The sequence below is a fragment of the Microcoleus sp. LAD1_D3 genome, assembly GCF_036702135.1.
Taxonomy (GTDB): Bacteria; Cyanobacteriota; Cyanobacteriia; order Cyanobacteriales; family Microcoleaceae; genus Microcoleus.
On sequence record NZ_JAUBSB010000024.1, the window covers coordinates 1 to 15367 of the forward strand.

The 15367-nt window shown below is 49.3% G+C and carries 8 protein-coding genes; all 8 read right to left on the reverse strand.

Translation table 11 applies throughout. The features are described 5' to 3' along the window. Positions 1-320: 320 nt before the first annotated feature. The 8 genes from QUA74_RS15470 to QUA74_RS15505 all read right to left on the reverse strand — a co-directional run bounded on the left by QUA74_RS15470 (position 321) and on the right by QUA74_RS15505 (position 15043). Positions 321-1751 (reverse strand): Rid family detoxifying hydrolase, encoded by a 1431-nt coding sequence (locus QUA74_RS15470; protein ID WP_333330419.1) that lies wholly within the window; start codon positions 1749-1751, stop codon positions 321-323. A 150-nt stretch (positions 1752-1901) separates the two neighbouring features. Further along, positions 1902-7223: a response regulator gene (locus tag QUA74_RS15475; RefSeq protein ID WP_333330422.1), complete on the reverse strand. Its 5322-nt coding sequence runs from the start codon at positions 7221-7223 to the stop codon at positions 1902-1904. A gap of 51 nt (positions 7224-7274) precedes the next feature. After that, positions 7275-8177 (reverse strand): HNH endonuclease, encoded by a 903-nt coding sequence (locus tag QUA74_RS15480; RefSeq protein ID WP_333330425.1) that lies wholly within the window; start codon positions 8175-8177, stop codon positions 7275-7277. Positions 8178-8234: 57 nt separating this feature from the next. Then, on the reverse strand, positions 8235-11327 hold the full coding sequence (locus QUA74_RS15485) for a methyl-accepting chemotaxis protein (RefSeq protein ID WP_333330428.1): 3093 nt from the start codon (positions 11325-11327) through the stop codon (positions 8235-8237). Between the two features lie 147 nt (positions 11328-11474). Continuing rightward, the gene (locus QUA74_RS15490; RefSeq protein WP_039887356.1) at positions 11475-12008 is read right to left on the reverse strand and encodes a chemotaxis protein CheW; all 534 of its coding nucleotides are present in this window, start codon (positions 12006-12008) and stop codon (positions 11475-11477) included. After that, a complete protein-coding gene (locus tag QUA74_RS15495; protein WP_333330431.1) occupies positions 12008-12172 on the reverse strand; it encodes a hypothetical protein in 165 nt (54 codons plus the stop codon). Before QUA74_RS15495 ends, QUA74_RS15490 begins: the two co-directional genes overlap by 1 nt. Before the next feature lie 201 nt (positions 12173-12373). Next, the gene (locus QUA74_RS15500) at positions 12374-13474 is read right to left on the reverse strand and encodes an RNA-guided endonuclease TnpB family protein (protein WP_333330434.1); all 1101 of its coding nucleotides are present in this window, start codon (positions 13472-13474) and stop codon (positions 12374-12376) included. 360 nt (positions 13475-13834) lie between these two features. Then, positions 13835-15043 carry a response regulator gene (locus QUA74_RS15505; protein ID WP_333330436.1) on the reverse strand — a complete coding sequence of 403 codons (1209 nt, stop codon included), beginning with the start codon at positions 15041-15043 and terminating at the stop codon, positions 13835-13837. Positions 15044-15367 lie beyond the last annotated feature (324 nt).

The following is a 15367-nucleotide window of genomic DNA, read 5'->3' on the forward strand; positions in this document are numbered from 1 at the left end:
TTATATTATCAAGGGATTCGCGAGTTCATTCATCTTTCTAAATGCTGTTTTCTTACTTTTTCAGCAAGCCCTAATTATTTTTGCAATCTTGTCTAATAAACTCTTGCTCCTTTCAGATAAAAGGCGACTTAATCAAAGAGAAATAATTGAGTCAATCGATTTTAGATTTTAGATTTTAGATTTTAGATTTTAGAATTGAAGCATTGACCCCACGGATAAATCCGGGGGGCAAGTTTCATCGGATACAGGTTTTGTATTTCTGGACGGATGAATCCGGGGGCTTGTATCCTGGATGCTTTCGGTCAGCACTCTAACTCACGTTAAATAACCGCAATACAGTCAATTTCAACTAACACATCTTTCGGCAAACGCGAAACCTCCACACAAGCGCGCGCCGGTGCAGTTTCCGCATCAAAATATTTCGCATAAACCGCATTCACAGCGGCAAAATCATTCATATCTTTGAGGAAAACCGTAGTTTTTACCACATTCAACCAAGTAGCGCCGGCTTCTGTGAGAATGGCTTCGAGATTTGCCATGACTTGTTCGGTTTGTTTTGCCACATCGTCGGTGTAGACGATATCGTTTAGTCTAATGTCGATCGCAATTTGACCAGCTACAAACAGCATAGTGCCGGTTGCGGCGATCGCTTGATTGTAAGGGCCCACGGGTGCCGGTGCTTTGTCAGTACGAATAATTTTGCGTGTCATAGATATCAGTTTTTGGGATAATTTTTCGGAGGTTTCAGGCTGGTAGATTTCTCCGTCAGAGATTTCAGGCTGGTAAATTTCTCCATCGGGCATTATTGTACCAGTTAAGTCTGCATTTTTGATATTCCAGCCATAACAATCACACCAACTAAAGTCTACCCTTTTTAAGTTTGCTTCTATCAGATTAGCTCCGGTCAAATTAGAAGAGCGTAGATTGGCTCTTTCTAGATTTGCACCTTGCAGACAAGCATATTTTAGATTTGTACTGTCCAGTTTTGCTTGTTCTAAATTGGCATTAGTCAAATTCATTCTTGACAGATTCACTTTGTGCAGATTAGCTTTCGGGAATTTAGCTTTTTGAAGTTTGGCCGATGTCAATATAGCCTCATTCAAATTTGCCAGAGTTAAGTCAGCTTCCACTAAGTATGCCTCAGTCAAATCAGCCTTATTCAAATTCGCTTTACTTAGGTTCGCTTTATGCAAAGAAGCTACACGTATGTCAGCACTATCTAAACTTGCACTGCTCAGATTTGCCTCGTCTAAATTGACACCAAACAATTTAGCGTTATTAAAGTTTGCTCCTGTCAGAGTTCCCCGCTCTAAGTTAGCATAATTTAAAGTAGCACTACTAAAGTTGGCCCAACTCAAATCTGCACCGCTCAGGTCGGCCCAACTCAAATTTGCTGAAGAAGCGCCTACTAAACTGCTCAAATTAGCCTTTGTCAGGGATGTTTTAATGAGATTGGCACTATTAAAGTTTACTTGAGTTAGATTTGCTTCACTCAAGTCTGCACCAGATAGATTGGAACCGTATAGGTCTATTCCACTCAAGTCCGCACCTTTGAGGTTTTCTTCTCTAAGGTCTGCTGAATGAAATTTTCGTTCGCCTTTAGCGTATCTTTCTAAAAGTTCTTCAGCTTTCATAAATAACCTCGATCGCCCTTCCGCTACACCCCACTTTCCCAGCCTACCACCAAAACCGAAAGCGCGATCTAAATCTGCGTCAATCCGCGTTAATCCATTTTCATCTGCGGTTAACAAATTCCATTTTTTCAACCGCAGATAGAGGCAGATAAACACAGATAAACGCAGATAAATTAGAAATTATCTGCGTTTATCCGCGTGAATCCATTTTCATCTGCGGTTAACAAATTCCCATTTTTCAACCGCAGATAAACGCAGATTTACACATTACACACCAACCGGAGCACCAACTACCTCACCTTTCAACATCCGAGAAGCAGCATCAAGCAATTGCTCCTCCAAATAAGGCTTAGTGAAATAGCCTTTCGCGCCCAAACTGTAAGCCATTTGGCGGTGTCTGTCAGCACCGCGAGAAGTTAGCATCGCGATCGGCAATTCACACAAAACAGCATCCTTCTGCATCCGAGAAAGTAGTTCCAAACCGTCCATTCTCGGCATTTCAATATCGCAGAAAACGATATCGCAAGGCAGACCCGATTTCATCTTTTCCCAAGCTTCCTTACCGTCGCGAGCTTCTTCCACACGATAGCCAGACTTCTCGAAAGTAATCGACAATAGCGATCGCACCGTAATCGAATCATCCACGATCAGCACAGTCGGCTCAGTCTTCTCGATTTCCGCCTCCTTAGTGGCTCTCTCGATCTCATCCCAAAGCGTACCGCCAGCTTCCTTCCGCAGCCTTCCGGTAGCCAAATCGATCAGCTCCAGAACGTCCGCAATCGCCACGATCCGACCGTCCCCGAGCACCGTGGCCCCAGCAATCCCGATCGGCTTCGGCACCGGCCCCTCCAACGGCTTGATCACAATTTCCTGTTCCGTCGAAACCTGATCCACCTGCACCGCCAAGAAATTGCCCGCAGACCGCAGCACGATCACCGAAATCATGTCATCGTCAGTATTAAACCCGTAAACACTGCCCCGGCCCAAATGGCGGTTGTAAGCCAGCAAATCCCGCAGCGGGCGGAAGGGCAAGCTTTGACCCCGCCACTCAATGCAAGGCAAACCGTCCGCCCCCGTCGTCACCTGATCGCGAGGCACATCGATCATATCCTCGACCCCATCCATCGGGAAAGCAATCCGAGCTCGATCGCTAATGCAAGTCAGAGCCTTAGAAATGCTCAACACCAGAGGTAAACGGATGGTAAACACAGTCCCTTTGCCGATGGTTGAATCGATCGACACAGTACCGCGAATCTCCTGCAAGGAAGTCTGCACCACATTCATACCGACTCCCCGGCCGGCATACTCCGTGGCCTGTTCCTGAGTGCTGAAACCCGGCATAAACAGCAAATCGTAAACTTCCGAGCGAGACATCCTCTGAGCCTGAGCCGCCGTCAGCAAACCCTGCTTAATCGCCTTCGCCTTCACCCTTTGCGGGTCAATTCCCGCCCCGTCGTCAGAAACCGAAACCACCGTTTGATTCCCTTGGTGGAAAGCACGAATCGTAATCCGGCCGACAGCAGGCTTCCCAGCCGCCAGACGCACTTCGGGCGCTTCGATCCCGTGAGTAATCGCATTGTTCACCAAATGAGTCATCGGGTCATACAGTTGATCCACAATCATCTTGTCGATCAAAATATCCTTACCCTCAACCTGCAACTGAGCCTGCTTCCCGCACTTAATTGCAATTTCCCGCACCGCCCGGAACAGCCTGTCCGTCGTCTCCGCAAACGGCTTCATCCGGGCGCGAGTCAAACCTTCTTGCAGTTGAGTCGTAACTTGCCGCAGTTGGCGAGTCACCTGATCTGCCTCATCCACCAAAAATTCAATGTCCGCCGCCGACTCTCGCACCCGCACGATCAGCTCAATAATCTCCTGAGCCAAACTGTGGAAAGGAGTAAACCTGTCCATTTCCTCCGGTCTCCAGGCACTTTCCCGGGTGTGGGCCGAATCCTCAGAGCGCCAGGCCGATCGATGTCCCTGGCGGTTTGCCAGCAAAGCAATCTCCAAAAGACTCCGCTCGTAGAAATCCTGAGTCCGCTGGCTCACATCGCTCAGTAGCGTTACCTGGTGCAGCAAATTGTCCAAAAACTGCCGCATCCGTTCTTGGTCTTGCTCCAAACTGTTGCGGTTCACCACCAGTTCCCCCATCAAATTGCTGAGGTTATCCAGTTGCTTGATCGGCACCCGCATCGTTTGGTCGCCGAACCCGCCCGCGCGCATATTGCGCCTGGGTCTGTTGATCGCCGACGGCCCGATATTGCCTTCCCCTTGGCGGCCGCTCTCCTTGGGATCTTCCAGCAGTTTTTCCAAATCGCCAAATTCGTCGTCGCTTTCCTCGGCTGCAGCGCGCGAAGCTTTACTGGCAGTTGTCGCCGGTAGCCCGTGAATTTCCGGCATAGTTGCGCTCTCGCTGAGGAGTTCTTCGAGATCCGAGAAAACTTCTGTATTTACCGGACTCTGATTTGTTCCCCCAGAAGCTGCTATGACAGCACCAGCACCCCCTGCAATTAAGAGTGCTTCTAAATCGTCAAAATTGCCTTCGTCGTCCTCAGCGCCTGATTCGCCATCGGCAAAAAAGTCTGCCAGCGACCCCTCTTCCAAGTCCGAGGAATCGGCATCGGCTGACTCGTCCTCAGCGTCCCAAAAGCCCGTCGTCAGTTCCGAAGTCACCAGAACCTCAGCATCGATCGAGTCCCACAAATCATTAAAACCCTCCAACTCTTCGCTGTTGAGAGTAGCCCCGGTTTCCATCACCGAGAGCAAGTCAGCATCGCCCTCAAACATACCACCATCGAGAGATTCTGTCGGCAGCGCGTCTAAATCCGCACTCGAAAAATCTGTTTCCAGGGCATCAAACAAATCATCCTCGCCCTCAGACTCTCCAGCGGCATTTGTTTCGGATCGATCGAACAAATCCGCACCCACCTCGTCGAACAAACCATCGGGAGGCTGGGCCGACAATTCTTCCTCATCATGAGCCACGACCTCATCTCCCGCCGCTACAGCATCGGGCTGCGGCACCATGCCTTCGGCAAACATATCCTCCAAAAAGTCGAAAACTGCGCCCTCATCAGACTCGACACTTGAAATTTCCGACTCAGGACGATCATCGGACACAGCCCCAAGTTCAACCTCTGCCGAATTTGTCCAGCCTTGGTCGGAAACAGCCGCACCATTGTTCTCGAACAAACTCCCCAAGTCGCCCTCATCAACTCCCACATCGGCACTCAGCAATTCTGAATCCCCATCATTCAGCCAACCCCCACGGGCTTGCCCCGAAGCTTGCCCCTCATACTCAGTACCCGTAGGTACAGAACCGAACAGCTCAGCCAAATCAGCTGCTTCTCGGGAAGTAGCCACTCCTTGGCGATCCCGCACAGTTTGTTCATCCTCAGAAATCGAACCCGAGGTCATATCCCCAAACAGCGCATCTAAATCCGTATCGTCCACTTCCAGGTTGAGCGATTGCACAGACTCGTCTTCCAGGCCGAAAGCATCTTCTAGCCAGTTTTCATCCGCAGAGATATCTAAATCAGAATTTGATGTCATGTTAAGAACGTTGCCCATTTCCTCTTTTTGTGCGATGCCTGCAGCTTGATCTCGATCGCCCCCATTCTCCCCACCTTCGTCTTCTGAAGAAAGGAAATTAGAAGTAATCCCCAACAGCTCGCTCACATCCGAGTCCTCGCCAAGCTCAGAGAGCAACTCGAAATCATCTATTTCCGGCAGAGCGAGCGCTTCGGCATCCGCTGAATCATTATTGCCCCCACCTGCTGCCGGCTTCTTAGATTCTGCCTCGAAAGCCTCAGGCTTGAGGGAATACTCAGAAGAGACTGCCGGCACATCCGCTGCCTCTGATAAGCCTAAATCGCCGAACAAGTTATCGAAATCAGTATCGTCCGTACCAACAGCAGAAGTTTGGGCAGCCACTTCGTCCAAAAGCGTACCAAGAGCATCTTCGTCAGCTTGTCCCCTAGCTTTGGCCACCGTGCCCTCTCGCCGCTCCAAACCGCCCCTACCGTTACCCGTTTTTTTAAGCTGTTTGCGAGTTAACCGCTGGCTCAAACCCCTATTTTCCTGACTGGCGGCTACTGGCGAACCGTCTGCCTCCTCTCCAAACAGCAAATCCTCCCCAAACAAACTTGTCAGGTCGTCAATCGGAGGCGCCGTGTTCGTTTCCGAACTTTCGGCATCGTATTCGTCAAACAACAAATCAGTAAAATCGCCGGAATTGTCATCATCGTCTGACCCCAGCATTCCCGCCGCCGATATCCCAGAAGACTGTGCATAGTCGAGGTCTTCTTCTTCTTCCCAAGCGCCGTCGAGATCCGGGGACTCGCCGTCAAACAAGTCAGCTAAAGTGTTGAGTTCTGCAGCGCCCACTTCCGGGCCGGTGCGGGTCGAGCCTCTAAAAGCACCCGTCTCCATATCCGATTCTGCGAAGGCGGAATCGTCGAATTGCGCCGAGCGAATGCCACTGTCCTCGTTGCTCTCGCCACTGTCTAGTTGGTCGAACAGCTCGTCTATACTCAGCCCAGAAATAGTCGGCAGCAACTTGTTCAATCCATCCCCGGAATCGCCGGAACCCACGAGATCCCAGGCTGCATCCTCAACAGAAACCACATTTGTCCCGGATGTACTCGGTTGAGCGAAGGCCAGCAAATCTTCAAAATCCGTTTCGGGAACCAGAACAGTCGGCTGCAGCGCCAGAAGTTTTGCGCTTGGTGCGATCGACGATTCTAGACCAGAAATTACCAGTTCTTGCGCTTGTTTGATGTCTCTTATGATTATTGGGGCTAAGGTACGGTAGGTATTTTCTGGGTTGGTGATCGCCTTGGATACAGTTTGGATCAATTCTATCCAGCAGGGCAGTTCAAATTCTTCTCCCGCCCTGAGCAAGTTCCGACAAATATTCTTGAGTTGTCGCCTGCTTTCTGGCCCCTCGGGCTGTTTGAACTCTTGCAAGAGTTCCCGCATCCTCGCCGGCACGTCCGAGTCAAATACTAGCTGCAGCGCGCTGTCTTCTGTTGCTCTGGCATCAGGTGCGTAAACTGACCGCGAATCCGGAAAACTCCTTGATGAGGCAAACGCCCCGACTCCCATCCCCGCCATAACTGGTTCGGGTATTGGCATCGCGTAGCTCTCGTCTGCATGGTGTTCTCCGTGTCCAACGAGTCCCCCCAAGTGCCCGTTAAGTTCTTCAATTACTGGTTCTAATTCTCGAACCATCTGTTCTCCCAATTCCTCTGTCAGTCCAAAAGGCCCCGACAGTTGCTCTAGCAGCCCTTGCAATGTGTCAAATATTCGCAGGAAAAGGGACTCTAGCTGTTGGTCTACTTTAACGCTGCACTCTTTTAAAACTTTAAAACTATCTTCTAGTCGGTGAGCTGTTTGCTGAATGCTGGTCAGCCCCAGCATTGCTGCTCCTCCTTTGACAGAGTGAGCGGCCCTAAATACTTCGTTGACCAGTTCTGGGTCTTCGATCGTGGTTTGCAGATTCAGCAAGCCTTGTTCGATCGTATTGAGGTGGTCTTTTGCCTCCTCAATAAAGTAGCCCATTATCCTCTGTTGTTGCTCCGGTAGCATAGTTTTATTCCTGATTTTAAGCGTTATTGTATTGGGTCTATGTTAGTAGTTCTAGAGAAGGTCTCTGTATATCTCGCCCCTTGACAAGAGAATAATCTGACTGCGAGATCTTGCAAATGTCCTGGCTATTTCTGCTTTCGACCTCCCCTCACTTAAAAGATAGCGAATCTCTCGTACCTGTTCGGGTTTTAGTTTACGGGTAGGACATATCTTGCCGGGAACGAAAGGAAAGCGGTTTTTTTCTATAGAATCGCGGGAGTTATCGGCGGGAGTTCCTTCCCACAAATGGTCTGGATTGACACAACCGCGATCGTCGCAACTGTGGCAAGCAAAATAACCGGGTTTAACAGGTCTTCCCAGTTTGTGTTCCAGTACAAGTCTGTGAGCGTATAAACTTTTTGTTTTGCCATTAATTCTAGTAGCTTTAATGGCGTAACCATCACTTCTTTTAGCCAAGGTACAAATCATGCAGCCGTTCGGCTGTATTTCAGCGCGAATGCCTGGAATTACTTCTATGCCTCGCACTTGTTTTTGAGGTTTCGGCGCAGATGTACTTCCTACATCTTTAATTCGTCCTTTCTTAAACCTATCTTGAGAATTTTCCAGTCTAGAACCTTCCCACAAATGGTTAGGATTAATGCAGTTTCGGACATCGCAAATATGGCAAGCAAAGTATTCCGGTCTAATCGGACGATCTAAGATATTTTCTAATACTAAACGGTGAACAGTCAGCGTTTTCCATTCACCGTTAATGCGAAGTCTTTTGTTGGCATAGCCCCTGCTGTTTTTTGATAGGGTACAGATAATACAGCCCGTCGGCTGTATTTCACCAAATATACCAGGAATAACCTCTACTATGTTGTCGTCCATCTGTGCAACTCCTACTTCCTTTAGGTGTTGGATTGGCATCCCCGCAGCGGTTTCAAGACTGCGAGGTTGCTTTTTGTCTGCCATTATTGCCACACTAACGTGCTTGTAAATCAGCCAGCAAAACAAGCATTAGACAATTAATTATTGTCTTTCTGCTGTTTCTACTCGGAATCTTTCCACCGATGTCAAAAGGTCGCGAGCAACGCCCACCAAATTTTGCAAAGCACCGGAAACTCGCTGCGCTTCTTGGGACGTTTCCTGAGCGGTTAACTCCACGGCCTGCATCACACTGGCGACCGCGCGAGCTGTTTCGTTTTGCTCTACAGTGTCGGCAGTAATCGATCGCACTAACACGTCAATTCGGTTAGTTACTTGAATGATATCTTCAAGCGATCGCTTCGCCTGTTCTGCCAATCTTGTCCCCTCAATAACCTGCTGCGTCCCTTCTTCCATCGCCGTCATTACCGCGCCAGTTTCGCTTTGAATTTGCATCACGATCTGTTCGATTTCTTTCAAAGACTTAGCCGATCGGTCTGCCAATTGTCGCACCTCATCTGCCACGATCGCGAAACCCCTGCCCGCTTCCCCAGCTCTCGCCGCCTCAATACTGGCGTTGAGGGCCAACAAATTCGTCCGGGAGGCGATCGTCGCAATTAAAGCCACAATCTTAGAAATTTCTTGAGAAGCTTCCGCCAACCTCTTGACTTTTCTCGTGGTTTCTGCTACAGTTTCTCGAATTTCCAAAATCCCGGCCACCGTCCGCTCCACAGCCTCGCCCCCTTTCAGAGCCGTTGCCGCCGCGCCCCGGGCCACTTCTTCCGCCTCTCTAGCACTTTCTGCGACCCGCTGAATCGCATCGGTGAGGACTTGCACCGAATTCAGCGTTGCCGCCAGTTCCTCAGCTTGCCGCAGCGCGTCGGAAGACAAATCGCCTGCAAACTTAGCACTATCCGTAGCGCCTTTGCTGACCTCCCGAGCCGCCTGCTTCACCTGATGGACGATTTCGCGCAGATTTTGAATTGTCAAGTTAAACGAGTCAGCAACAGCACCCAAAACGTCTGCGGTCACTTCCGCAGTCACCGTCAAGTCACCCCGGGCCGCTCCTTCCACGTCGTCTAGCAAGCGAATCACTTGGCGCTGCAAGTCTTCTTTTGCCTGTTCCTGCTCGTCAGACTTGCGCCTGGTATCGCTAATCGTGGTCTGGATAACCTTCGCCATGTGGTTGAATTTAGCAGCCATTTTGCCAAATTCATCTTCCGAGTAAACCGTAGCGCGAGCGTCCAAAGCTCCTTGAGATACGGCATCGAACTGAGCTTGCAAATTGTCCGACGACTTGCGTACCTGCTTGGCGATCAACTGACCGATGCCCCAAGAAGTTAAAAAGCTGGTAAAGCCTGCTGCTGCGGTCATTACCCAGCCTGTTTGGCGCAGGTAAACGATCGCCTCCGGTTTGTCTTGCCGCAGAGCTTGATAGGAGGCAATGTTGGTGACGAAAGCCACAGCTACCAGAGAAACCAGTCCCGCCCCGATTGCCGTGTACAACTGTTTTGTAAACAAAGGGGCATTTTCCAAGAAAGCCAGTCCCCCCTGTTCTACTGTTACCGAAGTATCCAGCGCTTCTGTTTCTGTGGGAGAAAAACTCGGCACTGACGCATCAGCCGGGCCGTTTATGCTAAATATCTCGTCATCCCGAATTGCTGAGCCATCGCTGTTGTCAAAGTCCAGGCTGCTGCCGGTCGTTCCCATCATGCCGCTGGTCGAGTTGCCGAAATTCGTGTTACCTCTAGTCAAGATCGAACTGGTGGCATCTTCTGAGATATCAAAGTCCGGCAAATTGCCCAAATCGTCAAATTCGTCAAATTCATCTAAAAAGTCGCTGTGTTCTTGAGCGTTCCCAGTTTTTGACGACCAGGCACTGCTGTTCTTGTCGGACGACCCGAAAGCTGTCGCTTGTTCGTTTTCGTCGAAAGAGAAAGAATCGCTAAAAGCGTCGTCTTCAAAAGCATCTAACTCGAAGTTGTCTGTAGAGCCAAATGCCGGGGGTTCCGACTCGCTGTAACCATTGCTGTTGGCCGAAGCGTGATCGACTGAATTAAATTGTCCCCGGCTCGACCTTGACGAGTGAGAGTTGGGGACAGCACCTCCCATCAACAGCGTTTCGTCTTCCGCCAGCGAATAGTTTGACGAGTAGTCCGACCTGTTATTGGGCTGTTTGTTGTGAGGTTGAGAAGACCCGAAACCCGACGAGGGCATCGCCTCGGCAAAAGGGTCTTCCTCTTCGGCCCCAGGTGCGTTATGACCGTAATTTTGGCCACTCTGGGGCGGGGATTGGTAGTCGTAGTCGGAGTTCTCGTCGAATTCGTCTGGCAAATCGAGCGCCGCAAAAGGTTCGCCAAAATTGTCCGAGGGCCCGATGGGGGAGTCTAGTTGGTTCGAGTCGAAGGAATTCCCGATTTCTGGGGAGGCAAAACTTTGACCGTTGAGCATCTGAGTGGGAGCTTCTGAAAACGAATCTCCTGAGTAAGGTGCGCTTTTCCCAGACACTTTGCTACTAGACATGTCAGAAGCATCAAACCCTCCATCATCTAAGGCAAAAGGGTCTCCAAAGTCCGAGTCGGCAAACTCGTCTATGTCTAGCGAGTCGGAGGTCTCAGCATAAGCTGCCATTCCGCCGCTGTCGCCACCAAAGGGGTTAGAATGTGAGGCTAAATCTGGGACTAAGCCTGCGCCCTCATCGTCTTCTGATTCCCACCCCAAGCCACTCATGCCCAAGTCTGCCAAGTCCTCGTTTTCCATTTCGTCTGGGGATTGACTTGTATAGGAAAGGGATGGTGAATTTCCTTGGAAAAGTCCCAAATCCGGGTCTTCTAACCCTTCATCGAGGGATAAGTCTGGATAGAATTCTAATTCAGTTTCAGCAGACAAAGCCTCGAAATTTTCCGTGTGCAGTTCTCCAGATAAAAATTGGTCTGTGTAGGTAATTCCGCTGTGAGCGTGTTCCACCAAACTCTGGTCGTCACTCAGGCCTAGCACAACCGTGTACTGTTCCCGCGCCACCTCATACTGTTGCAGTCCGTAGCAGTAAATGTGTCCGCACAGCAGGCGAGCGCTGGGGTCTTCGGGAAAATCTTCTACTAATTGATAAACTAGGGCTGCGGCTTCCGAATAATTGCCATCCATGTAGGCCGCTTCTGCCCGTTGGTAGTCCTGCTGAAAGTTGGTACTTGTTGTCATTTGCCGCCCTCTTTGGATTTTAGATTTTAGATTTGAGATTTTTGATTTTTATCTTGAATAGAATGTTTAGATGCGCGCCTCAAGTCGTGTGACTGTTGATGGTTAGACCCCAATCGAAAATCGCAAATCGCAAATCTAAAATCGATTTCACGCTGCCCACCGCGCCGAGCGCAGAATTTTCACTTGATCTAGCAGTCGGAGCACTTTCTGAGCTGGTGCACCTAACATCCATTCTCCCCTCAGAAATGGAATCATGCCGTCTGGTGCATTGTTCTGAGAGTGCAGTTGCTCTACGTCGAGCCAGTCCATCCCCACAATTCGATCGACTGCCAGCCCCAAAATCGTGTCCTGGTCTTCCACAGCCACGATCGGGATTTCGGGTCTATCTGTGTTCAGAGGTGTTTGGTCTCCCAGAAATTGGCCGAGGTCTGCCACCCAAATCACTCGTCCTCTCATATTTAGCGTACCTAAAAGCAAAGAGGAAACGTTGGGGATCGGTGTCATGCGGTCTGGGGACGGGGATAGTACCTCTCTAATCCCTGTCGCCGGCAGTGCGAACTCATTCCCCGAAGGAACGTAGAACCGCAGGTGCAGCTCGCCTTCGGGAGTTTCTAGTTCTTGGAATTCCGGAGCCGGATCTACGCCTAGTCCTGGTAATATAAAGTCTGGGCTACCGCTAATCATAATTCTGACACCTGCATTTCTAGCAAATTGTTGAGGTTTCCCGCCAAGAAGAACCCGATCGAAACTTCGATGGTCGAAACTTGACACAGCCAAGCTTGACACAGCCAAGGGGTGAATAGCGCGACTGCCGGAGGTGCTTGGCAATAAATTTGCTCCGTCAATTATTGACTGCCATCAATAAATTCGCGCGACCAATGCTGACAAAGTAGCTCAAATCGACTACGAACAATTAATTTGAAACCCCTAAAGCTTCACTTTGTACTGCTTTGTAAAACTTACCTAAAATTATCTAAAGCCATCTTTAGAGCATCCGAGTTTACTTCCTACGCTATTGGGTAGTCGGCTATCCCAAGATCAGTAGGCTATCCCCCTCCAGCCGAGGGTTCCCAGTTCAAAATATTAAGGCTGGCATTCCAATCACGATCGATAGATATGCCACAAGCAGGACAATCATAAGTCCGAAAACCCAATGGCATATCTTTTTTACTGCCACAATTAGAGCAAGTTTTAGAACTAGGAAACCATTGGTCTACCAGCACTAAATTCGCTCCATACATCAGGCATTTGTAATCGAGTTGACGCTTGAACTCGTAAAAGCCCAGGTCGGATATCGCCCCCGCCAGCTTGTGATTTGCCATCATGCCTTTTATATTCAAGTCTTCTATTTTGATGAGCTTGAAAGTCTTGGCTAAGTAAGTTGTTAACTTGTGCAGGAAATCTTTACGAATACAAGCTATTTGCGCGTGAAGTCGCCTGATTTGGTTGTAAGTTTTACGCTGGTTATTGGAACCTTTTACCTGTCTCGAAGCTTGACGTTGTAAAGTGGCAAGTTTGGTTTTCGCTTGCTTCAACGGTTTTGGTGCGTCAAAAACTTGCTGGTTTGACAGCATGGCAAAAGATTTAATACCTACATCGATTCCTACAGAGCTTTTGGGCTGTTGAACTGGTAAACGTTCTGCATCAACACAGAATGAAACAAACCAGAGACTTCCTTCTTTTGAGATAGTAAAAGTTTGAGACACGTAACCGCATTCTAGGGCTTCGTGAAGCCGAAACGTTCCCAAGGAAGGAATCTTAATTGTGTTGCCAGCACTTAGAAGAACTTTCCCATTGGATGAATCTACCCTAAAAGATTGACCATCCCGGCGGCTGGCGAATTTGGGATGACCTGCTTTCCCGGCACGATATCGACTAAACGCATCTTTCAAGTCAATTAATGCGTTTTGGTAGACTCGGCTAGACAACTGGTTCATCCAAGCAAATTCAGGCTGTTTCTTGACGTGGTTAGTGAGAACTTTTTTAACTTCGTTGATCACCTTCGAGTCCGAAAGCTTGCCCTCACTATACATTTGAGTCCGCAAGCTTAACCCGAAATTGAAGACGAGCCGCCTCCATCCTGCGTGTTTTGCCATCAAGGTCGCTTCGTTGTTATTCAATTTTAGCGCTCGTTTGACGGCAAACATAGTTAAGCTTACCTAGAGTTGCGGGTTTGCTCAATTATAGACAAATTTAGAAAACTATTTGGCAATTTAGTCTAACTCTGTGCATCAGTTTTTCGGAGCGCTGCAAGTGGAGAACAAGTATATTATATTTGCACTTTGAGCGTGTTAGACCCACTTGGGTCTAGAAATTGAACAGAGTTTTACCGACGCCCTTATGCCAGCGCGCGGATTAATACATTCTAGTTTATGGTGCGATCGCCAATAGTGTCCGTGAGCTTTCTGTTTGTGGTGGTCGAGACTTGATCTTACCGCAGGTACAAGAAAGCTCCGATCATGCCATCGGTGCGAAATTTATTTTTCTTTTAATTGGTCTTCTAGCGATCAGTCTAATAATCTTTCCGAGAGATTGACCCGAGGGTAGCCCGGGCCCACATATTTTTCTACCAGCATCAATAACTCGCTTTCACCAAAAGGTTTGGTGTAAAAGTCTGTAGCTCCTGCCATGCGGGCTTTAACGCGATCGATAAAGCCGTCGATACCCGTTAGCATAACGATCGGCGTCTGCCGGAAAGCGCTAGAACTACGCAGCATAGCGCAAATTTCGTAGCCGTCGAGTTCCGGCATGGCGATGTCACACAGAATTAAATCGGGTTTGAGTTGAAACACCAAACTCAATGCTTGGAGGGGATTGCCGATCGTAGTAGCTTCGTAACCGTGTTCATTTAAAATTGATTCGACTGTTTTGCGAATAATATTGTCGTCGTCGATACAGACAACTCTCGGAACCTTGGTTTCTGGGGACGACCATTCTTTTTTGTTGTTTGCCGGGGCAACAGAGGGTTCATAAAATACTTGCACCAATCCCTGCTGTACAAAGGGGTAAATCGCCTTAGCGACAGTCAGCACGTCTCGGTTGAGGTACCGCGACATTTGGCGGATCGAAGTGTGCCCGTCAGCCCAGCGTCTGAGAGTATTAAAGGTATTGACAGGCAGCGCTACTCGCAGCTCGGAGGGGTCTGAAATCACCGGGCATTGGTTGGGCGACTGAATGTGAGGGTGAAACTGCTTCCACTGTTGCACCTGTTTGACAATCTTGGCCAGCAGCGAGCTAATTTCTAAGCTGGTCAGTTGAGGAGCCAAAGCTGGGCCCATTTCAAAAGTGAAGGAACCCTGGTGGAGACTAAGTAAGTCAAATAGGGTTTCGTGGATCATGCTCTGGATGATGTTGCGCCCTTGAGCTGGGGTGAGGATGTGGTTTTCTAGCAGGGCCCATAGGTAGCCGTATTCTGGGGCATTGGTAGATGCCATATAGGGAACTTGGATTTTGTCGAGGGCGGTATCTGCTTTGTAGCGGCGCAGGTAGTCCCGCAAGCGAAACAAACTGCCCGCACTCTGGGTAGCGTAAATAATCTGACCGTTGAAGCAGAAGACATACCAGGATTGTCCTGCAAGGGAGCGCTGGGTAGGTTGAGTACCCGTGCTGCTGCCGGTGGATGTGTAGGCCTCTACGAACAGTTCTCCGGTTCGCTGACCTAACTCAATCAATTGCAGGATGCTGCGGATGTCTATTTCACTCAAATTTCCCTGCATGCAGCTAAAGTGTCCTCCTTAAAACCGTTGGCGTCTGAGCTCGGAAAGACTGTGTGCTGGCGAAAAGATTGACTTGAGTTTCCGTCAATAATTTACGCGCTGATGCCGAGCTCACAATTGGGAATTGACGAAAGGTCGATACTTGCTGCGGATCCTCGGTCGCGCTACCAGTCCACAAGCTGAAACCGCGAAACTCGCGGCATTCTCTAAGTCTAGAGTTTCACCTTGTATTCCCACGGCGTTGCCTAAACTCGTAGAATCCACTTCGCACGATTGCACGGGTTTTTCGAGTGTGCAACGCTGGCATTCCCGACTGGTTGAAGT